Below are 21,200 nucleotides of genomic sequence, written 5' to 3'. Positions count from 1 at the left end.
GCAAGGCTTGAGTCGCGTGGGAGGGCTTGGCGTGATCGCAGCACGGATCAGATCCATGGGGGCACCGCATTGGCTGACGCTGTTCGGGCTGATCCTTGCCGCCTGGGTTTTGCTCTATTTCATGACGCTGCCCGCCGGGATCGGCGCTGGCGGTCATGGGCGCGGCGGGCAATTCTGGATCGGGCATGGCGCGGTGACGCCCGATCTGACGGGCTATGGGCGCGTGGTGGCGATGTGGGCGCTGATGTCGGCCGCGATGATGGCGCCCACGGCGCTGCCGGCCTTTGCCACCTATGACGATCTCTCCCATAGCGGCGCGACGACAAGGTTCTGGCCACTGGTCGCGGGGTATCTGGCGGTCTGGCTTGGTTTTTCGGTGATCGCGGGCGCGGCGCAGATGGCATTGATCGGCGCCGATCTGGTCACCGGCCTTGGCGACAGCCGCTCGGCCCTGCTATCGGCGGGCCTGCTGGCGGTTGCGGGGCTTTACCAGGTCTCGCCCGCGAAGGAGGCGTGCCTGTCCAAATGCCGCGCGCCGCTTACGTTCTTCATGCAGCATTTCGAGGAGGGCCCCTGGCGCAACGGGCTGCGCCTCGGCCTTGTCTGCCTCGGCTGCTGTTGGGCGCTGATGCTGCTCGCCTTTGTCGGCGGCATGGCGAACCTGGCCTTCATGGGGCTGGCGACACTGATCATGGTGCTTGAGAAACTGCCCCAGATCGGCCGCTGGCTGACCCGCCCCCTGGGCGCAACATTGATCATCGCGGCGATCTGGGTCGCCGCCACCGGCATCTGAAAGGGAAGAGAATGACCACAAAGATCGACAACCGGCATCCCGCCACCCCGAAATCCGGCCTCGGCACGGTGGAATGGGGCATCAAGGGCGAGCTGATCCTCAACTGCAACTGCACCGTCTTCTGCCCCTGCGTCGTCAGCCTCGGCAAGCACCCGCCGACGGAAGGCCATTGCCAGACCTGGGGCGGCGTGCGCATCGACAGCGGGCATTACGGCGACGTGGACTTGTCGGGCCTCAATATCGGGTTGCTCATCGAGATCCCCGGCATGATGGGCCGTGGCAACTGGAAGGTCGCGCTTTTCATCGACGAGCGCGCCGATGACGCCGCCTACAACGCGATCTGCGACATCTTCTCGGGCAAGGCCAAGGGGACCACGGGCCTCTTCAGCGTGTTGGTGGGCGAGATCATCGGGGTCGAGCGCCAGCCGGTCAGCTACGAGACCGAAGGCAAGACCCGCCACATCACCGTGGGCCGCAAGATCCAGGGCGTGGTGCACCCGGTGCCGGGCAAAAGCGCGGATGAGGACATCGTGATCAAGAACACGCAATACTGGATGGGGCCCGATATCACCGTGGCGACCGCGACCAAGGGCAAGGTGCGCAGCCATGGCCGGGTCTGGGATTTCGACGGGCGCTCCGCCGAGATCTGCCAGATCGACTGGCACGGACCAAAGTGATGATCACACCGGATTACATCGCCACGATGTCGCGCTATAATCAGTTGCAGAACAGTATGATATACGATGCAGCTGATGTTATGGATGAAGATGGGCGGCGGCTGGATCGCGGCGCGTTCTTCGGCTCGATCCATGGCACGCTTTGCCATATCCTCTGGGCCGACACGATCTGGATGAGCCGCTTTGACGGCTGGGACGCGCCTGAGGGCGGCATTCCCGACAGCCCCGGCATGGTCGCGGATTGGCCGGAGTTGCGGGCGGCGCGGCGCGCGGCGGATGCCCGCATCGGCGACTGGTCCGGGCGGGTTCGATCGCGCGACCTGGAGGGCGACTTGACCTGGTATTCGGGCGCATTGGGCACGGAGATGACCCGCCCCCGCGCCATGCTGATCACCCATATGTTCAACCACCAGACGCATCACCGGGGCCAGGTCCACGCGATGCTGACGGCGGCGGGCGCGCGCCTGGGGGCGACCGATCTGCCCTTCCTGCCGGAGGTGGCCTGATGCCGCAGATCGCCCTCTCGCGCCGCCTGCGCCGCACGCCGTTCTCCGACGGGGTCGAGGCGGCGGGCGTCAAGGGCTACACGGTCTACAACCACATGCTGTTGCCGACCGTGTTCCGCTCGATCACCGAGGATTACCACCACCTCAAGCAGGCCGTGCAGGTCTGGGACGTGGCCTGTGAACGCCAGGTCGAGATAAGGGGGCCGGATGCCGCGCGGCTGATGCAGATGCTGACCCCGCGCGATCTGCGTCCGATGGTGCCGGGCCAGTGCTATTACGTGCCCATCGTCGATGAAACCGGCGGCATGCTGAACGATCCTGTTGCCGTCAAGCTGGACGAGGACCGCTGGTGGATCTCCATCGCCGACAGCGACCTGCTGTTCTGGGTCAAGGGAATCGCGCAGGGCTACCGGCTGGATGTGCTGATAGATGAGCCCGACGTGTCGCCGCTGGCGGTGCAGGGGCCGAAAGCCGACGATCTGATGGCGCGCGTCTTCGGCGATGCCGTGCGCGACATCCGGTTCTTCCGCTTCAAGCGGCTGCAGTTCCAGGGCCGCGGCCTTGTCGTTGCGCGCTCGGGCTACTCCAAGCAGGGCGGGTTCGAGATCTATGTCGAGGGCAGCGATATCGGCATGCCGCTGTGGAACGCGCTGATGGAGGCGGGGCGTGACCTGGATGTCCATGCGGGATGCCCCAATCTGATCGAGCGGATCGAGGGCGGATTGCTGAGCTACGGCAATGACATGACCGACGACAACACGCCGCATGAATGCGGGCTCGGCCGGTTCTGCAACACGACCACCGCGATCGGCTGCGTCGGGCGCGATGCGCTTTTGCGCGTGGTCAAGGAAGGCCCGGTGCAGCAGATCAGGCCGGTCGAGATACATGGGCCTGCGGTGCCGCCCTGTGACCGACTCTGGCCGGTGATGGCGGGCGCCGCCCATGTCGGCAATATCAGCAGCGCCGCCTGGTCGCCCGACCACGGCACCAATGTGGCCATCGGCATGATCCGCATGACCCATTGGGACGCGTTCACCGAGGTCGATGTGCTGACGCCCACGGGCGTGCAGGCCGCGACCGTTTATGAGACATTCTGGACCTGAAGGAGAGATGAGATGAAAGCCCTGATCGTGCGCAAGGAAGGCGACGAGAAACCCGTCGCGGGTGTCGAGGACATCAGCGAGGACATGTTGCCCGAGGCCGAGGTGACGGTCGCGGTGGAGTATTCCACGGTGAACTACAAGGACGGGCTGTGCATCGGGCCGGGGGGCGGGCTGGTGCGCAAGTATCCGCACATTCCGGGCATTGATTTCGCGGGCACCGTCGAGTCCTCCAGCGATGCGCGCTATGCCCCCGGCGACAAGGTCGTGCTGACCGGCTGGCGCGTCGGCGAGGCGCATTGGGGCGGCTATGCCGAAAAGGCCCGCGTGCGCGCCGATTGGCTGGTGCCGCTGCCCGAGGGGCTGACGACGCGGGCTGCGATGGCCGTGGGCACCGCCGGGTTCACCGCGATGCTGGCGGTGATGGCACTTGAAGATCACGGGCTAACCCCTGGACATGGCGAGGTTTTGGTGACGGGTGCCGCGGGCGGCGTTGGCTCGGTCGCAACTGCGGTCCTGGCCGCCAAGGGCTATGACGTGGCGGGCGTGACGGGGCGGCCCGAGCAGGCGGATTACCTCAAATCGCTCGGCGCCAGCCGCATCGTGGCGCGTGAGGAGTTGAACGAGACCACCAAGCGCCCGCTGGAGGCGGAGACCTGGGCGGGCTGTGTCGATGCGGTCGGCGGCGCGATGCTGGCGCGGGTTCTGGGCCAGATGAAATATGGGGGTTCCGTTGCCGCCGTCGGCCTTGCGGGCGGGGCCGATCTGCCGGCCACGGTCATCCCGTTCCTGTTGCGCGGCGTGAACCTCCTGGGTATCGACAGCGTCATGCAGCCCTATGACGCCCGCGTTCGCGCCTGGGAACAGATCGCAGCGAACCTGCCAATGGACAAGCTGGAGGCGATGGTGACGCCTGCCACGCTGGCGGATCTGCCGGGGCTTGGCCGCGATATCCTCAAGGGTCAGGTCAAAGGGCGTGTTGTGGTCGACGTGACCGCGTGAGATCAAGGGGGTGTCGCCGCGCTGACGCGCGGCGATCCGCCGGGGGCCTTGCCCCCGGACCCCCAGGATATTTTCAGTACAAAGAAGGGAGGAGTCTCTTGCCTTCGAAGAGGACAGGGACGTGCAAGAACCGATGAGCCGACTTGATACAGATTTCGTGCGCGCGCAGTTTCCAGCCTTTGCGGAGCCGTCCCTGCGAGGCCAGGCATTTTTCGAGAATGCCGGTGGCAGCTATACCTGCGCGCCTGTCATCGACCGGCTGACGCGCTACTATCATCAGCGCAAGGTGCAGCCCTATGGTCCCTTTGATGCCAGCCGTCTGGCGGGCGAGGAGATGGACGAGGCCCGGACCCGGCTGGCCGCGATGCTGGGGGTCGAGGCGGATGAGCTGTCCTTCGGCCCGTCGACCACGCAGAACACTTATGTGCTGGCACAGGCCTTTCGGCAATATCTGGAGCCCGGTGACGCGATCGTCGTGACCAACCAGGATCACGAGGCCAATTCCGGCCCCTGGCGGCGGCTGGAGGCCGAGGGGGTCGAGATCCGCGAATGGCAGATCGACCCCGAGACCGGGCACCTGGACCCCGCGCGCCTGGACAGGCTGCTGGACAGCAAGGTGAAGCTGGTCTGCTTTCCGCATTGCTCGAACGTTGTGGGCGAGGTCAATGACGTGGCCGCGATCTGCGCCAGGATCCGTGATGCGGGGGCCTGTAGCTGTGTCGATGGCGTCTCCTACGCGCCGCATGGCTTCCCGGATGTCGGTGCGATCGGGGCGGATATCTACCTCTTTTCGGCCTACAAGACCTTTGGCCCGCATCAGGGCCTCATGGTGATCCGGCGCGACCTTGGCATGGTGCTGCCCAACCAGGGGCATTTCTTCAACGAAGGCAGCCTCTACCAGCGCTTCACCCCCGCCGGCCCGGACCATGCCCAGGTCGCCGCCTGCGCGGGCATGGCCGATTACATGGAGGCGCTGTCGGCCCATCACGGTGGACCCGCCACGGGGCCGGAGGCCGCGCGCCACGCCCATGACCTGATGCGCGGGGCGGAACTGGCCCTGCTCGGGCCGCTTCTGGACTTCCTGAAATCGAAGAACTCGGTGCGCCTGATCGGTGGGGCCAGGACCGAGGACCGTGCGCCGACCGTGGCGATGCAACTCAAGACACCGGGCGAAGACGTGGCGAGGGCGCTGGCCCCCAAGGGCATCATGGCGGGCGGCGGCGATTTCTATGCTGTGCGGGCGCTGAAGGCCATGGGCGTCGATCCCGAACATGGCGTGCTGCGGGTGAGCTTTACCCATTACACCAGTGCCGCCGAGGTCGAGAAGCTGATGGAGGCGCTGGACCAGGTGCTGTGAGGCGGCTTGACCGGGGCGGGGGGCGGTCTAGCTAGGCATCACATGGACAAGACACCGATCCTCTACTGGATGCGCCGGGATTTCCGGCTGGCCGACAACCCCGCGCTGACAGCCTGTGACGGTCGGCCCGTGATCCCTGTCTTCATCCGCAATCACAGCGTCGACGACCTGGGGGCCGCGCCGAAATTCCGCCTCGGGCGCGCCATCGGGCATTTCGCAAAACTGCTGGAGGGCAAGGGCGGGCGGCTGATCCTGCGCCGGGGCGACGCGCTGGAGGTGCTGCGCGATCTGGTGGGTGAGACTGGCGCGGAGGCTGTGGTCTGGAACCGGCTCTATGACGGCACCGCGCGCGACCGGGACGCGAAGGTCAAGAAGGCGCTGAAGGAAGACGGGCTGGCAGCGGAGAGCCACAATGCGCACCTTCTGTTCGAGCCCTGGACCGTCGAGACGCAGGCAGGCGGCCCCTACAAGGTCTATTCCCCCTTCTGGCGCGCCGTGCGCGACCGGGATGTTGCCCCGCCGTGCCGGGTGCCCGATCTGACCTGGCCCGGGGATTGGCCCGAAAGCGACCGGTTGGAGGATTGGGCGCTGGAGGCGGAGATGAATCGCGGCGCGGATGTCGTGGCCGAGCATCTGCTGCTTGGCGAGGAGGCCGCGCGCGACCGGCTGGTGGCGTTCATCGACACGCGCGTCACTGACTACAAGGACGACCGCGACCGGATGGACCGCGACGGCACCTCGAACATCTCCGAGCCACTGAGCTATGGCGAGATCGGCCCGCGCCAGTGCTGGCAGGCGGGGCGGCGGGCGATGGAGCAGGGCAGCAAGGGGGCCGAGACCTTCCTCAAGGAGCTGGTCTGGCGCGAGTTCGCCTATCACCTGATGTTCCACTTCCCCCGCATCGACCGCGACAACTGGCGCGCGGAATGGGACGAATTCCCCTGGCGGCAGGACAACGAGGACGCGAAGCGCTGGAAGCGGGGCCGCACCGGGTTGCCCATCGTGGACGCCGCCATGCGCGAGCTCTACGTCACGGGCCGGATGCACAACCGGGCGCGGATGCTGGTGGCCTCCTACCTCACCAAGCACCTGATGACGGATTGGCGGGTTGGCTTGCGCTGGTTCGAGGACACGCTGGTCGATTGGGATCCGGCCTCGAACGCGATGGGGTGGCAATGGGTGGCGGGGTCAGGCCCGGACGCCTCGCCGTTCTTTCGCATCTTCAACCCCGAGACCCAGGCCGAGAAATTCGACCCCGATGCCGCCTATCGCGACCATTGGCTGAAGGGCGCGGGGGCGGAGGAATTCGCGCGCGCGATCCCTCGCTCCTGGCCCGAAGATCCTCAAGACCCGCCGCCCGTGGGCCTGAAGGAGGGGCGCGAACGGGCGTTGAAGGCGTATGAGGATTTGAAGAGCTAAGCGATTCCCGGCGGCAACACTGCGGGGGCGAAATGCACCGGCCCTCTTGCGCGGGGGACGGTCTTTGCGGACAGTCAGGGGCAGAGCAGACCCATAAGAAGGCAGACCGCACATGCCCACCGCCGCGAAACTCGTCGGGGCCATCCTCTTCGCGATCATCGGCTATGCCGCGGGCGTCGCCTATGTCGCGACCCTGCCCGAAGGCCAGACCGCCGCGATGCTGGCGCCCACGGTGGCGGGGATCGGGCTGGTGCAGGGTTGGTTCAGCATGGGGCGCAACGCGTCCGGCAACATGATCATGGACCTCGGGACCGGGTTGCGCGTTTCGGTCCAGATCGTCTTTTTCGCGGTGGTGATCTTCGGCCTGCTGGAGATGTTCGACCGCTCGACCAGACTGCGCTATGACGGGCCGGGCGAGGCGACCATCGCGGCGATGGAGCTGTTTCTTGAATACGGGTTGTCCGTGGCCTTTGCGACCACCTGTTTGACGATCCTCGCCCTGGGTGGCATGGCGGCAGGGATCGTCACCGGGCGCGTTGCCCGCCGCTGGAGCTGAACCAGAGTTCATGACCACATTATTCTTTTACGGAACATTGCGTTATCCGGCGTTGTTGAAGCGCGTGCTGGGGCGCGACGTCCCGCTGATCGCGGGGGAATTGCCGCGTCACCGCACGGTCTGGGCGGCGGGTGAGAGCTTTCCCATGATCATTCCCGATGCCGGGGCATGCGCACCCGGTGTCCTGGCCACGGACCTGACGCCGGATGATATCGCGCGGCTGGATTTCTACGAGGGGGCCTTTGCCTATGACCTTGAGGAGGTCACGGTCGAGACGGCGGACGGCCCCGTGCCCGCGCTGGTCTATTTCTGCCATGACGCGCCCTGGCGGCCCGGCGCGGATTGGACCCTGGAGGATTGGGCCGAGACCTGGGGGCCGCTGACCCTGATCGCGGCGGAGGAGGTGATGCGCGCCTTTGGCCGGGAAACGGCGGCCGAGGTCGGCGCGCGCTTTCCCATCATCCGCGCCCGCGCGCAGGCGCAGGTGAGGGCGCGGGCGCGGGCGCGGCCCGTAACGCTCTCGACGCGGCTGACGCGCGAGGATGTCATCGTGACCGGCCTCAACCGGCCTTACGAAAAGTTCTTCGCGCTCGAGGAATACCAGACCGTGATGCGCCGCTTTGACGGCCAGCAATCGCACCCCGGCGAACGCGCCATCTTCCGGGTGGCCGATGCGGTGACGGTCCTGCCCTATGACCCGGTGCGCGACCATGTGCTGCTGATCGAGCAATTGCGCATCGGGGCCTATGCGCAGGGCGATCCGCAGCCCTGGCTGCTGGAGCCGATCGCGGGCATTGTCGATGCCGGGGAAAGCTACGAGGAGACCGCCCGCCGCGAGGCCCGCGAGGAGGCGCATGTCGAGATCGACACGCTGCATGAGGTCGCGGGCTATTACCCCAGCCCGGGCGGCGTGGCGCAATACCTCGTCTCCTATATCGGCCTGGCCGATCTGCCGGAGACCCGCGCCGACACCGGCGGGCTGGATGTCGAGGGCGAGGATATCCGCAATTTCCGGGTGCCTTTCGACCGGCTGATGGCGATGCTCGACAGTGGCGAGTTGGTCAACGCGCCGATGATCCTGTCGGCGCAATACCTGGCCCGCCACCGCGACCGGCTGCGCGCGCAATCGGCTTGAGTTTGCCCCCTTGCCCCCCTATTCGTGCGGGGGCAAGTGAAACTCGATGGGAGCGTGCAGGCCATGGATATCAGGAAAGACCTCGTCGCCACGGTGGGCAACACGCCGCTGATCCGCCTCAATGCGATCAGCGAGGAAACCGGCTGCGAAATTCTCGGCAAGGCCGAATTCATGAACCCCGGCCAGTCGGTCAAGGACCGCGCCGCGCTCTATATCATCCGCGACGCGGTGGCGCGCGGCGATCTGCAACCGGGCGGCACCATCGTCGAGGGGACCGCCGGCAACACCGGCATCGGCCTGTCGCTGGTCGGTGCCGCGATGGGGTTCAAGACGGTTATCGTGATCCCCGAGACACAGAGCCAGGAGAAAAAGGACATGATCCGCCTGGCCGGGGCCGAATTGGTGCAGGTTCCCGCCTGTCCCTACAAGAACCCCAATAATTACGTGCATTATTCGCGCCGTCTGGCCGCCGAGCTGGCCAAGACCGAACCCAAGGGCGCGATCTGGGCCAACCAGTTCGACAATACCGCCAACCGTCAGGCCCATATCGAGGGCACGGGGCCGGAGATCTGGGCGCAGACCGACGGCAAGATCGACGGCTTCGTCGCTTCCGTGGGGTCGGGGGGGACGCTGGCCGGGGTCGGCATGGCGCTGCAGCCCAAGGGCGTCAAGGTCGCGCTGGCCGATCCCGAAGGCTCCGGCCTCTACAAGCTCTATACCGGCAATGAGGCGGGGGGCGACAGCATCACCGAAGGTATCGGGCAGGGGCGCATCACCGCCAACCTGGAGGGTTTCACCCCCGACATGGCCTACAAGATACCCGATGCCGAGGCGCTGCCGCTGGTCTTCGACCTTCTGCGCGAAGAGGGGCTGTGCATGGGCGGCTCTACGGGCATCAACATGGCCGGTGCCCTGCGCATGGCGCGCGAGATGGGGCCGGGGCACACCATCGTGACCATCCTGTGCGACTATGGCACGCGCTATCAATCCAAGCTTTTCAACGCCGAGTTCCTGCGCGAAAAGGGCCTGCCGGTGCCCGATTGGCTGACCGCGACGGCGCGGGATCTGCCCTCGGTCTTCGAGTAACCCGATGCGCCTTCGCCTCATCTTCGCGGTTCTGACCGCTCTTTTCCTGTCCATGGGTCTGGCCCTGGCACAAGATGGCAACGCGCCCGATTACGAGGCATGGGACAGGACGGCCAGCCGGGCGGAAGCGGCCATCGACGCCGAGGCCGCCTCGGACCCCGCCTTCGAGACCCTTCGCGGCGAACTGGTCGAGTGGCGGGGCAGGTTCCAGGACGCGACCGGGCTGAACGCGGCCCGGATCGAGACCCTGCGCGCCCAGATCGAGGCGCTTGGGCCTGCCCCCGCCGAGGGCGAAAGCGAACCCGCCGAGATTGCCGCACAGCGCAGCGAGTTGAACACGCGGCTTGCCGAGGCGCAGGCCCCCTCGCGCCGCGCCGAGGCCGAGCTTTTGCGCGCCCGCGGGTTGATCGGCGAGATCGACGAATTGCTCGCCGCGCGACAGGCCGGGGCGCTCATGTCGCTGGAGCCCGCGCCGCTCAATCCCGCGAACTGGGCCGATGCGGTGTTCTCGGTCTATGACTGGGTCCATGCGCTTGTGACAGAAAGCGTCAGTCTCTGGACTTCGCCGATCTACCAGACGGAATTCAGTCAAAATCTGCCGGCCGTGGCGATCTACTTCATCCTGGCGCTGCTGCTGCTGGTCCGTGGCCGGGCCTGGGTCGGGCGGCTCATGTCCGCCCCCGTCGCAGCCGAAGCCACCTCGCCTGTCGCCCGCCTGCTGTTGTTTTTCCTGTCGCTGGCGCAGAACGCGGCCCCCGTGCTGGGGGTCTATCTGCTGGTGGCGGCGATCCGGGCCAGCAGCTTTGTCGGCATGCGCAGCGGCGTCGTGCTGGATGCGCTGCCGGTGGTGGCGATCTACTTCTTTACCGCCAACTGGGTCGGGCGGCAGGTCTTCCCCCTGCGCGAGACCGCGCCCCGACCGATGAAGCTGCCCCCCCAACAGCGCCGCCGTGGGCGCATCACCGCAGGCGGGCTCGGGCTGTTCATGGGGTTGAGCTACCTGGTTGAACGGGTGGCCGAGAGCGAAGGCTTCCCGACGGCAGACCGGATCGTCGTTCTTTTCCCTCTCATCATCCTGACGGGATTGTTCCTGGCGCAGATCGGGCGCTTCATCCTGGCCCATATCCGCACCGAGGTCGCGGAAGAGAAGGTGTTGCCGCAACGCGCCCGCGTTTACGGGTTCCTTGGCCGCGTGGTGATCCTGGCCGGTATCGCCGGCCCGCTGCTGGTGGGGTTCGGCTATTTCAGTGCCGGGTCCATCTTCCTGTTCCCGACCGCCTTGTCGCTGGCGCTGCTGGCCATTCTCGGCGTGCTGCAACGGCTTGTCACGAATGTCTATGGTGCCTTGACCAAGTCCGGCGTGGCCGAGGAAGAGGCGCTGATCCCGATGCTGGTCGGCTTCGTGCTGACGATCCTGTCGCTGCCGGTCTTCGCGCTGATCTGGGGGATGCGCGTGGCGCAGCTGCAAGACCTCTGGCAGCAGATGATCGACGGATTCACCATCGGCGGCGTCACCATCAGCCCGAGCAATTTCTTCGCCTTTGTGCTGGTCTTTTCGGTCGGCTACACCATCACGCGGCTGGTGCAGAGCTCGCTCAGGAACTCGGTCCTGCCAAAGACCAAGCTCGATGTCGGCGGGCGCACGGCGGTGGTGACGGGGGTCGGCTATGTCGGCATCTTCCTGGCCGCACTTGTCGCCATCACCATGGCCGGGATCGACCTCAGCTCCATCGCCATTGTTGCGGGTGCCCTGTCGGTCGGCATCGGTTTCGGTCTGCAGACCATCGTGTCGAACTTCGTCTCGGGCATCATCTTGCTGATCGAACGCCCGATCAAGGAGGGCGACTGGGTGCAGGTCGGCACCACGGCGGGCTATGTGCGCGACATCTCGGTGCGCTCGACCCGGATCGAGACCTTTGACCGCTCGGACGTGATCGTGCCCAATGCCGACCTGATCTCGGGCGTCGTTACCAACATGACGCATCACAACACCACCGGGCGCGCCATCGTGCCGGTGGGCGTGGCCTATGGCAGCGATACGCGCCGGATCGAGAAGATCCTGCTGGAGATCGCCGAGGCGCATCCCATGGTGCTGCTGACGCCGCCGCCGACGGTCGTGTTCCAGGGCTTCGGCCCCGACAGCCTGAATTTCGAGATCCGCGCCATCCTGCGCGACGTGAACTGGGTGCTGTCCACCATGAGCGACATGAACCACGAGATCGCCAAGCGCTTTGCCGAGGAGGAGATCGAGATCCCCTTCGCGCAGCGCGACGTCTGGCTGCGCAACCCCGAGGCGCTGTCGGGCGGATCGAGACAGGAGGCCGTCGCGGCGCCATCGGTGCCGGACGACCAGCCCACGACAGACGGAGACAGCGACGAATGACGGACCCCCTCTTTCTGGCCGATGCCTATCGCAAATCCGCGTCGGGCAAGGTGACCGCCTTGACCGAGGAAGGCGGCATCGTGCTGGATCGCAGCATCTTCTACCCGCGCGGCGGCGGCCAGCCCGGCGACAGCGGCACGCTGGACTGGTCGGGCGGGCGCATCCGGGTCGCCACCGCGGTCAAGGGCGAGGCAGGGGCCATCGTTCTGGTGCCCGCCGAGGCCGGGAAACTGCCGCCCGTGGGGGCCGAGGTGGAACAGCGCCTCGACTGGGACCGGCGGTTCGGGCATATGCGCGTCCATACCGCGCTGCATCTTCTCTCGGTCGTGGTGCCGCTGCCGGTGACCGGCGGGGCGATCTCCTCCGAGAAGGGCCGGCTGGATTTCGACATGCCGGACGCGCCCGATGACAAGGCGGTGTTGCAGGGCAAGCTGAACGCGCTGATCGGCCGCGACCTGGCCGTCTCGGACAGCTGGATCACGGATGCCGAGCTTGCCGCCAATCCCGGCCTCGTCAAGACGATGTCGGTGCAGCCGCCCACGGGCGCGGGGCATGTGCGGCTGGTGCGGATCGGTGATGCGGCGGGACAGATCGACCTGCAACCCTGCGGCGGCACCCATGTCGCGCGGACGGCCGAGATCGGCAAGATCACCATCGGCAAGATCGAGAAGAAGGGCCGCCAGAACCGCCGCGTCAGCGTCATATTGGCCGATTGATCCCGCTCAGACGACCCAGGGGATGAACGGGTAGAGCACCGCGATCCCGATCGGCCCGAGCGGCAGCAGCCAGGGCAGGATCACCGCGCGCGCGGGCAGCGGGTCGAGGTCCATTCCCCGCGCCCGGCCAAGCGGCGGGCCGGCGGCGATCACCAGGAGCACGGCGAAGAAGACAAGCTGCGACCAGCGCCCGTAATCGACACCAAGCGCAAACAGCGCCAGCGCCGCGAAGGGGGCGAGGAACAGCAGGTCGGGCCGCGTGCGCGCCAGCCGGTAATGGGTCCAGAGCAGGAACAGCGGGACAGCCGCGAAATAGGCGGCGATCAGGTAATGGACGGGGGGGAAGCCGCGCGCGGGCTCCAGCAGGTCGCGGGTCCAGACCGAGGCCGCCAGCGCGACCTCCTCGGGCAGGGTGGCGCTCAGGTCGGCCTCGGTCCCGCCCCAGATCACGAGGGCCAGGGCAGCGGCCAGGGGGGGCAGGGCGGCGACCCACGCGTCGCGCAGGCGGAACCGTATCCGCCAGGCCAGCACCGTGACGACCGGCACCGCGTAGAACAGCGCCGCCTCATGCACCAGCACCGCGACCAGCATCAGCGCGCCCGCGGCGATGCTCCAGCCGCGAAGGGCGCAGAGAACCGCGATGGCGGCCAGCACGAAATTCACATGATCCAGGCGGCCCGCGTCATAGCCCAGTTGCACGAAGCCCACCGGCGACAGGATAAGCGCGGCCAGGATCCAGCCTTGCCCCGGCACGCCGTCTTCCCGCAGGAAAAACCGCATTGCCAGCCAGATCAGCGCCAGCATCAGGCCGAGATCCAGCCCCAGCATCACCGCATATTCCGCGCCGCCCCCATCAGTGAGCGGGGCCAGCAGCGGGGCCATCGCCGTGCCCAGAAGCCCACGCCGCAGGAATCCATATTCGGGATAGGAGACATGATAATGCGTCATGTTCCAGACCAGCGCATCGGGCGGGCTGCCAGCCGTGAACCAATGGATCAGATGCGGGCTGATCCCGATCAGGTAGGCGGCAAGGCAGAGGAGAACGAACAGCGAGCGGCCGCTCTTGCCCCGAAACAGGTTTTCCATCCGTGGCCCTTTCCTGCGCGCACCATGGGTTCGGCGTGGTTAAGCACAGGAAAACGGCAATTTTGGGGAGAGGGCGGCCCCCCGACAGATGCCCCGCAACTGGCCCGCGTCCAAATCAGCAGCGGCAATTGTCGCGCGAGGTGTTACAATCGCGCGAACCGTGCCCACGGAATCGACGGAATGCGGTCAAATTGAGGCCAAGAAGCTCCGTCACGATTGAAAGGACAATCCAGGATTGGGACCCAACCGCCATGACAACTTCGTCTGAATACACGACCCTGTTCGATGCCTATCGCGAGGCCCGCCTCGCCTATGAACGCCTGTCTGCCAAGGGCCTGTCGCGCCCCGACCGCGACCTGGCCCGCGACCCGGATTACCGGCGCTTCCTGCGCTCGGGCGTCACCATGGCGCGCATCGGCGGCCCGGTGGCCATCGAGGGCGCGATCGCGTCGCTGGACCGGTCAGCCGATGAGCCATTTGGCTCGGAACAGGCCGACCTGGCCCGCCTCTGGGCCGGTGTCGGCGTCTGGACCAACTGACGCAAGGCGACAGCGAAGTCACCACTGATTTCATTGTGGATGTGCGCGGGTCCGGGGATCCGCGCTGGGCAAGCCGCTCAAAACAGGCATTTTTTTACTATAGGTAAAAAAAGCTTGACGGATCTGGCTTTCGGCCCGCAGGGGCGAGGAACGTGAGGGCCTGGACCTCTCGGGCCTGCCCGCGACCCTCGACGCGTTCCGCGCGGAAGGGGTGGAGGCGGTGGCCGTCTGCCTGCTGCACGCCTATGCCAACACCGCGCATGAGGTGGCCACGCTGGAGGAAATCCGCCGCCTCTGGCCCGAAGTCTCGGTTGTGGCCAGCCACCAGATCACCCGCGAATGGCGCGAATACGAGCGCACCAATACCGCCGTCCTGTCGGCCTATGTGCAGCCGGTCGCGGCGCGCTACCTGGGCAAGCTGGATGCCGGGCTGAAATCGCAGGGTTTGAAGAAAAGCCCCTATATCATGCAGTCCAACTGCGGCGTGGACAGCCTGGAGGCAACATCCGCCGTGCCGATCAACATGGTCGAGAGCGGCCCCGCCTCGGGCTTCTGGGGCGCCGCCGAACTGGGCAAGCTGATCGGAGAGGAGAACATCCTCGCCCTCGATATCGGCGGCACCACGGCCAAGTGTCCCCTGATCGAGGGCGGCGAGGCGCGCGAGATCTCGGGCGAGATGATCTTGACCGCGCCTTGTGCCGCCTCCTGCGAGATCGCGGCGAGCCTCGCGAACCGCTTCGGCGTCATCGTCGGGCGGCGCAAAGGGGTCGACCAGATGAAGGCCACCGCAACGAGGCCGTGGCCGACATCATCAGGACAAACTCGCGCCTGCCCGATTTCGTCACCGGCGATCTCTGGGCGCAGGTCTCGGCCGGGCGCCGCGCCGCGCGGCTGATCCGGGGCCTGTGCGACCGCTACGGGGCCGACACATTGCGCGCGGCCATTGCCGACGCGCATGACACCGGCCTGGCGCGCGCCCTGAAGGGGCTGGCCGCGCTGCCGCAAGGCCGTTTCGACGTGGCGCAGGCGCAGGATGATGGCAGCACCTGGACCGCGACGATCACGATCACGCCGGAGCGGTTCACCGTCGACCTCAGCGCCGCCCCCGACCAGACCACCGGCCCCTTCAACACCTGCCATGACGGGGCGCTGGTGGCCTGCCAGATCCTGTTCAAGGCGCTCACCGATCCCGAACGCTATGCCAATGCCGGATCCTTCGCGCCGCTCGAGGTGATCACCCGGCCCGGCTCCATCTTCGATCCAAGCCCCGACGCGGCGCATGGCTATTATTTCGAAACCCGCATCCGGCTGATCGACATGCTCTGGCGCGGATTGGCCGAAAAGGCGGGGGCGAACCTGCCGGCGGGCAGCTTCGCCTCGATCTTCGGGGTCGTCATCGCGGGTGAACATCCCGACACGGGGCGGCGCTACACCATGGTCGAGCCGCAGATGGGCAGATGGGGGGCGACGCCTGAGAGGCCCGGGAATGACGCGATGTTCTCGACCAATCACGGCGATACGTTCAACTGCCCCATCGAGGTGGCCGAGGCGCGCTACGGGTTCGAGGTGATCTCCAAATCGCTCGGCGAGACCGGCAAGGCCGAGGGCGAACATGCCGGGGGCAGGGGGGTGCGCACCCGCTACCGGATGCGCGGGCGCGGTGTGATGTCGGCGGGGTTCTCGCATGGCGCGGTGCCGGTCTGGGGGCTGCCCGGTGCCTCCGAGGGCGGGCTGAACGCGTTGCTGCTCTCGCAGGGGGGGCAAGCCAGGGTGCAGCCAACCTTCGTCAGCAAGCTCAAGGTCGAACCGGGCGACGAGATCGAGGTCGCAACCGCCCATGGCGGCGGCGCGGTGGCGGCGCGGAACTGATCAGATCACCGAGACAGCCCCGCGCCCGCCCGACCCTGCCCCCCGGGGAGGCGGGCAAGAGGAAAATGGCGGAGAAACAGCACCGACTCGAAGGGCCGCGGTGCCAGCCTGACCGCGTCCCGCGCCTTGCTTGCCGGAAACAATCGCCGGGGCAGATGCGTTGACCTCCAAGGCGCGTCCGCAGCGATCGGCCTGGTGACACGGTATGGCGGGCGATGTGAGGACCAAGGCAAGGAGATATGAGCATGGGCGGCACGCTCACGCATCGGCTGATCGAGTCACATCTTGACGGGGACGACCTGCCCGAACCGGGCGCGCAGATCGCGCTGAAGATCGACCAGACGCTGACCCAGGACGCCACCGGCACATTGGTCATGCTGGCGCTTGAGGAATTGGGCCTGGACCAGGTACGGACGGATGTCTCGGTGCAATATGTCGATCACAACCTGATGCAGGCCGACGCGAAGAACGCCGACGATCACCTGTTCCTGAAAAGCGCCTGCGCCCGGTTCGGGGTCTGGTACAGCCCGCCGGGCACCGGGGTCAGTCATCCGCTGCACATGAAGTATTTCGGCAAACCCGGCGCGACGCTTCTGGGGTCGGACAGCCACACCCCCGCGGCGGGTGCCTTGGGGATGCTGGCGATCGGGGCCGGCGGTATCGACGTGGCGCTGGCCATGGGCGGGACGCCCTTCACCTTCACCATGCCCGAGGTCTGGGGCATCCGGCTGACCGGCGACCTGCCCGACTGGGTCAGCGCCAAGGACGTGATCCTGGAGCTTCTGCGCCGTCACGGCGTGCAGAAGGGCCGGGGCCGGATCCTGGAATATCACGGGCCGGGTGTCTCATCGCTGGAGGTCATGGATCGGCATGTGATCGCCAATATGGGCACCGAACTGGGCGCGACCTCCAGCGTGTTTCCCGCCGATGACCAGGTGCGCGGGTTCCTCGACCGGCACGGGCGCGGCGGTGACTGGCAGGCGCTGGAGGCGCACGCGGACTGCACCTTCGATCATGAGGACGAGATCGACCTCGGCGCGCTGGTGCCGCTGATCGCCAAACCGTCCAGCCCCGGCAATGTGGTCCCGGTCGAGGAGGTCGCGGGCGCGCCGATCTACCAGGCCTATATCGGGTCGTCGGCCAATCCCGGCTTTCGTGATTTCGCGGTGGTGGCGGAGGTCATGAAACAGGGCGGCGGGGCGGCCCCCGGCGTGTCGCTGGACATCAACCCGACCTCGCGCGATGTTCTGCACGACCTGCTGGCGGGCGGGCGCTATGGCGCGCTGCTGGAGGCGGGTGCGCGCATCCACCAGGCCGGATGCAACGGCTGCATCGGCATGGGTCAGGCCCCGGCCACCGGGCGCAACAGCCTGCGCACCGTGCCCCGCAATTTCCCCGACCGCTCCGGCACCGCCGAGGACAGCGTGTTCCTGTGCAGCCCCGAGACCGCCGCCGCCTCGGCCCTGCGCGGCGAGATCACCGATCCGCGCGACCTGGGCCAGGACTATCCGCGCATCGCGCCGCCCGACCGACCTCATGTCGATCCGGGCCAGTTCATCCACCCGCTGCCGCCTGCGGAGGCGCGCGAGGTGACGTTGGTCAAGGGCCCCAATATCGGCGAGATGCCGGTCCATGGCGGGATCGAGGACAATCTGGACCTGCCCGTTCTGCTGAAGCTCGGCGACGATATCTCGACCGATGAGATCATGCCGGCGGGGACCGAGATTCTGCCCTATCGCAGCAACATCCCCGAGATCGCGAATTTCGTCTTTCGCGTCATCGACAAGGGCTATCCCGACCGGGCGCGGCAGGTGCAGGCGGAGGACGGTCATGCCATTGTCGCGGGGGAAAACTACGGTCAGGGGTCCAGCCGCGAACATGCCGCCGTCGCGCCGCGCTGCCTGGGACTGCGCGCGGTCCTGGCGCGGTCCTTTGCCCGTATCCACACGCAGAACCTGATCAATTACGGCATTCTGCCGCTGGTCATCGAAAGCGCGGATGACCTGGCGAGGCTGGAAAAGGGGATCACCGTCAGGTTGCGCGGCATACGCGATGCGCTGCGGGACGGGACCGCGTTTGCCGCCGAAACCGGCGACGGGGCCGCGATCCGGTTCGCCAATGGCCTGAGCGCGCGGCAGGCCGAGATCGTACTTGCGGGCGGGATCATCGGCTGGTGCCGCCAGGGCTGAGCCCCGGCATCGGGCTGTCCGAGGCAACAGGAAAGTACGCTCACGCACCATCGCGCAAAGCGCCGGATCAAGATGCTAACGTTACGTCAACCACACAGTCCGGATCGGGAGGCGCTGCCAATCTGCCCCCGATCATGACGCATAAGGGGGGCGATCCGATGCCAGACGATCTGCAACCGGTCGCGATGACCGAGCTGTCCGCAAGTGAGGGCGGCGTGGTGGTCTGGACGCAGGCCGCTGTCGCGCTGTCCAATGCGATGATGGCAGGCGCGACGACATCGCAAGCCTTCCTCCAGACCCGCTTTTTGACGAATTACGACGCCTGCAAGGCGCTGATCTCCTGCCATGACGTGGCGGAGCTGGCGGGCCTGCAAGCGGGCTATCTGACGGCCACCACGGACCAGTATCGCGGCTATGCCCGGGACATGGTGGGCCATATGGGCGATCTCGTAGGGCGCGGGGGGCCTCGGGGGCCGTCCCCGGAGAATTCCTGACCCCTTCGTCATGAAAGTTTTGTTTTGATGAGTGAGGCTAGCCACCATGATACGCATCCACAGCCGATTACCGGAAAGAACCGGCCGCGCCGCCGATCCCGGGCAGGAGAGGTCCGTGCAGGTTCAGACAGGTCTTGTGCGCAGCAAGCTGATGCGCGAGAGCTTGCTGATGTTCGTCGATCTCGGCCTGACGCCGCATGAGATGAGCCGCTACACCGGCCTGCCGCTGGCAACGATTCGGAGACAACTGAGGTCGCTGATCAGGCCGACCCCGGTGGCATTGCCGAAAGACCCGGCCAGCGATCCGGTCGACGCGCGGCAGATGGAGGCGGATCACAGAATCGCCAACAGCATCCAGTTCGCCGCCTCGATGCTGCGCCACGAGAGTCGGCGGGCCACCAGCGTGCAGGCGGCGCAGGCCGCGCTGACCGATGCCGCCGCCCGTCTGAACGCCGTTGCGCGCCTGCATCGGCAGATGGCCAAGACTGCGTCCGGCGGCGATGTCTCTCTTGCGGCGTTCCTTGGCCCGTTCTGCAAGGATATCGCACAGAGCGTCGGGGCCGTGATCGAGGTGCGGGCCTCGGGCGTGACCCTCGGCGCGGATGTTGCGGGCCAGATCTGCATCATCGTGAACGAGCTGGCGATGAACGCGGTCAAACATGGCCGCCCCGCCAACGGCGCAGCGGTCACCCTGACGCTGGAGGCCGTGAAGTCCGGCCAAGGCCAGTTGACGATCCTGCTGCGTGACAACGGCTGCGGGCTGGCCGAGGATTTCTCGCTCAAGCGCTCGACCGGCCTGGGCATGGTCATCGTCACCTCGACGGTGGAGAAACTGGGCGGCAGCATCCGGACCCTGCGCGGGGACGGGGCCGCCTTCGAGATCATCCTGCCCTGCGGCACCGAAGCCACGGCATCGACCAGGGACCACTGCCATGATCAGGTCTAGGGTTCTCCTGGCCGAGGATGACGCGGTGGTCGCCATCGACTTGGCCAGCGAGTTGGAGGCGGCGGGGATGGTGGTGTCGGGGATGGCCAGCTCGCTCGCCGGAACCCTTGAGCTGATCGACGCGGCGACGCCCGATATTGCGCTCTTGAATGTTCGGCTTCGCGATGGCGTCAGCTTTCCAGCGGCGCGGCGTCTCAAGGCGCTGAATGTCCCGTTCGCGTTCCTGACCAGTTTCGAGAGATCTGAGATTGCGCCAGAGTTCCGAAACATTCCCCGGCTCTCGAAGCCGCAGGTTTCAAGCGTGATCGCCGAATTCGTACGGCACCTGGCCGAAACCCGGCTGGCCGCGACCCGCAGGCGATGCCCCGGCGACATCAATCCGGCTGGTCATAGCCGATGAGACGGTCGTGATCGGCCTCGGGCGCGCCGTAGGATTTCCACGCCTCGTTTTCCAGTCCGGCGCGGTCCAGCACGACGATCTGGCCGCGATTGGCCCGGATCAGCCCCTTGCCCTCCAGCATATGCGTGCCGACCGTCACGCCCGCGCGGCGCACACCCAGCATGACCGAGATGAACTCGTGGGTCAGGCTCATCTCGTCATTCCGGATCCGGTCGTGGCACATCAGAAGCCAGCGGGCCAGCCGTTCCTCAAGCTTGCCATGCCCGTTCGATAGCGCGGTTTGCGAGATTTGCGACATCATCGCCTGCACATAGCGCAGCAGGTGGCGGTGCAGGGTGGGGCTTTGATCGAGCAACGCGCGCAGGGTGTCGGGTTCGATGGAGAATCCGTCCCCCGCGATCTGCATGAAGGTTTCGTTCGACGCATGATCCGATTGCATCACGATGGCGGTGCCGGACATGCCGTCGCATCCAAAGAGACCCACCTCGATCCGGCGGTCGTTCCTGGCGACCGCGACCGTCGAACCGACGCCGGTTTTCGGGAAATAGACCAGATCGACCGGTTTGCCGGGTTCCTCCAGCATCATGCCCTTGGGCAGCTTCACCGGCTTCAGTTCCGGCTCGATCAAGGCGCGGTCGGCGCTGGACAGGGTGTAGATCAGGTTGTTCTGCCCGTAGGGACAGGAAAGACCCTTGCGCATGGGATGCTCTTGGCTTTGGGGCAAGAGCACGATGGCGACAGTCTCTCAGCCGGTGCCGCCCGCGTAAGATGGACACCGATAGCGCGACGGTAGCACGGGACCGGCCTGTTGGCTGCGTGAATTCCGGTACGGTTCCGCACCCAGGCGCCGTCTCGCGCCCAAGCCTCCCCGGTCAGGAACAGTTGGCGCGGATCATGCGTTGGATCAGTGGACCAAGGGGGCTGATGCGAGACTTCCCCCCTGTCAC

21 protein-coding genes are annotated in these 21,200 nt (G+C 66.6%); 19 read left to right on the top strand and 2 right to left on the bottom strand.

Annotated features, from left to right (window positions below; translation table 11 throughout):
* Positions 1-55: 55 nt before the first annotated feature.
* From HNS34_RS15340 to HNS34_RS15285, 12 genes are all read left to right on the top strand, one after another.
* Positions 56-793, top strand: a complete 738-nt coding sequence (locus HNS34_RS15340) for a DUF2182 domain-containing protein (protein WP_172321053.1) — start codon at positions 56-58, stop codon at positions 791-793.
* A gap of 11 nt (positions 794-804) precedes the next feature.
* Entirely contained in the window at positions 805-1,470 is a 666-nt protein-coding gene (locus HNS34_RS15335) for a DUF1326 domain-containing protein (protein WP_172320978.1), read from the top strand.
* Positions 1,470-1,976, top strand: a complete 507-nt coding sequence (locus HNS34_RS15330) for a DinB family protein (RefSeq protein WP_172320977.1) — start codon at positions 1,470-1,472, stop codon at positions 1,974-1,976. Before HNS34_RS15335 ends, HNS34_RS15330 begins: the two co-directional genes overlap by 1 nt.
* Entirely contained in the window at positions 1,976-3,079 is a 1,104-nt protein-coding gene (locus HNS34_RS15325; RefSeq protein WP_172320976.1) for a dimethylsulfoniopropionate demethylase, read from the top strand. The genes HNS34_RS15330 and HNS34_RS15325 overlap by 1 nt, the downstream gene beginning before the upstream one ends.
* 12 nt (positions 3,080-3,091) lie before the next feature.
* The gene (gene acuI / locus HNS34_RS15320; RefSeq protein ID WP_172320975.1) at positions 3,092-4,078 is read left to right on the top strand and encodes an acryloyl-CoA reductase; all 987 of its coding nucleotides are present in this window, start codon (positions 3,092-3,094) and stop codon (positions 4,076-4,078) included.
* A 133-nt stretch (positions 4,079-4,211) separates the two neighbouring features.
* On the top strand, positions 4,212-5,435 hold the full coding sequence (locus HNS34_RS15315; RefSeq protein ID WP_172320974.1) for an aminotransferase class V-fold PLP-dependent enzyme: 1,224 nt from the start codon (positions 4,212-4,214) through the stop codon (positions 5,433-5,435).
* A 42-nt stretch (positions 5,436-5,477) separates the two neighbouring features.
* The gene (locus HNS34_RS15310) at positions 5,478-6,854 is read left to right on the top strand and encodes a cryptochrome/photolyase family protein (RefSeq protein ID WP_172320973.1); all 1,377 of its coding nucleotides are present in this window, start codon (positions 5,478-5,480) and stop codon (positions 6,852-6,854) included.
* Positions 6,855-6,966: 112 nt separating this feature from the next.
* Positions 6,967-7,410 carry a TrgA family protein gene (locus tag HNS34_RS15305; RefSeq protein WP_172320972.1) on the top strand — a complete coding sequence of 148 codons (444 nt, stop codon included), beginning with the start codon at positions 6,967-6,969 and terminating at the stop codon, positions 7,408-7,410.
* A 10-nt stretch (positions 7,411-7,420) separates the two neighbouring features.
* Positions 7,421-8,545 (top strand): gamma-glutamylcyclotransferase, encoded by a 1,125-nt coding sequence (locus HNS34_RS15300; RefSeq protein WP_268879096.1) that lies wholly within the window; start codon positions 7,421-7,423, stop codon positions 8,543-8,545.
* A 63-nt stretch (positions 8,546-8,608) separates the two neighbouring features.
* Positions 8,609-9,631 (top strand): cysteine synthase A, encoded by a 1,023-nt coding sequence (locus HNS34_RS15295; RefSeq protein ID WP_172320970.1) that lies wholly within the window; start codon positions 8,609-8,611, stop codon positions 9,629-9,631.
* Between the two features lie 4 nt (positions 9,632-9,635).
* A complete protein-coding gene (locus tag HNS34_RS15290) occupies positions 9,636-12,014 on the top strand; it encodes a DUF3772 domain-containing protein (RefSeq protein ID WP_172320969.1) in 2,379 nt (792 codons plus the stop codon).
* Positions 12,011-12,730, top strand: a complete 720-nt coding sequence (locus tag HNS34_RS15285; RefSeq protein WP_172320968.1) for an alanyl-tRNA editing protein — start codon at positions 12,011-12,013, stop codon at positions 12,728-12,730. The genes HNS34_RS15290 and HNS34_RS15285 overlap by 4 nt, the downstream gene beginning before the upstream one ends.
* A 6-nt stretch (positions 12,731-12,736) precedes the next feature.
* Here the strand turns inward: HNS34_RS15285 and HNS34_RS15280 are convergent, their stop codons facing one another.
* Complete coding sequence (locus tag HNS34_RS15280) at positions 12,737-13,816, bottom strand: hypothetical protein (RefSeq protein ID WP_172320967.1); 1,080 nt, start codon at positions 13,814-13,816, stop codon at positions 12,737-12,739.
* A 251-nt stretch (positions 13,817-14,067) separates the two neighbouring features.
* On the opposite strand from HNS34_RS15280, the gene HNS34_RS15275 reads away from it, so the two are divergent.
* The 7 genes from HNS34_RS15275 (at position 14,068) to HNS34_RS15245 (ending at position 20,253) form a co-directional block, all read left to right on the top strand.
* Complete coding sequence (locus tag HNS34_RS15275; RefSeq protein WP_172320966.1) at positions 14,068-14,355, top strand: hypothetical protein; 288 nt, start codon at positions 14,068-14,070, stop codon at positions 14,353-14,355.
* Positions 14,356-14,476: 121 nt separating this feature from the next.
* Complete coding sequence (locus HNS34_RS15270) at positions 14,477-15,250, top strand: hydantoinase/oxoprolinase family protein (protein WP_328700550.1); 774 nt, start codon at positions 14,477-14,479, stop codon at positions 15,248-15,250.
* Positions 15,154-16,224, top strand: coding sequence for a hydantoinase B/oxoprolinase family protein (locus HNS34_RS15265; RefSeq protein ID WP_328700547.1), 1,071 nt, complete (start codon positions 15,154-15,156; stop codon positions 16,222-16,224). The genes HNS34_RS15270 and HNS34_RS15265 overlap by 97 nt, the downstream gene beginning before the upstream one ends.
* A gap of 245 nt (positions 16,225-16,469) precedes the next feature.
* Positions 16,470-18,413 (top strand): aconitate hydratase, encoded by a 1,944-nt coding sequence (locus HNS34_RS15260; protein WP_172320964.1) that lies wholly within the window; start codon positions 16,470-16,472, stop codon positions 18,411-18,413.
* A 158-nt stretch (positions 18,414-18,571) separates the two neighbouring features.
* Complete coding sequence (locus HNS34_RS15255; protein ID WP_172320963.1) at positions 18,572-18,907, top strand: phasin family protein; 336 nt, start codon at positions 18,572-18,574, stop codon at positions 18,905-18,907.
* A 115-nt stretch (positions 18,908-19,022) separates the two neighbouring features.
* Positions 19,023-19,853 carry a sensor histidine kinase gene (locus HNS34_RS15250; RefSeq protein ID WP_172320962.1) on the top strand — a complete coding sequence of 277 codons (831 nt, stop codon included), beginning with the start codon at positions 19,023-19,025 and terminating at the stop codon, positions 19,851-19,853.
* The gene (locus HNS34_RS15245) at positions 19,840-20,253 is read left to right on the top strand and encodes a response regulator (RefSeq protein ID WP_172320961.1); all 414 of its coding nucleotides are present in this window, start codon (positions 19,840-19,842) and stop codon (positions 20,251-20,253) included. The genes HNS34_RS15250 and HNS34_RS15245 overlap by 14 nt, the downstream gene beginning before the upstream one ends.
* Here the strand turns inward: HNS34_RS15245 and HNS34_RS15240 are convergent.
* Positions 20,228-20,953, bottom strand: coding sequence for a Crp/Fnr family transcriptional regulator (locus HNS34_RS15240; protein ID WP_235952757.1), 726 nt, complete (start codon positions 20,951-20,953; stop codon positions 20,228-20,230). The two genes, HNS34_RS15245 and HNS34_RS15240, sit on opposite strands and share 26 nt — an antisense overlap.
* Positions 20,954-21,200 lie beyond the last annotated feature (247 nt).

Origin of the sequence: Alterinioella nitratireducens (assembly GCF_013155465.1) — a bacterium.
GTDB lineage: Bacteria > Pseudomonadota > Alphaproteobacteria > Rhodobacterales > Rhodobacteraceae > Alterinioella > Alterinioella nitratireducens.
The sequence above is the reverse complement of the archived record's forward strand: the minus strand, read 5'-3'. Positions and strand labels throughout refer to the sequence as shown.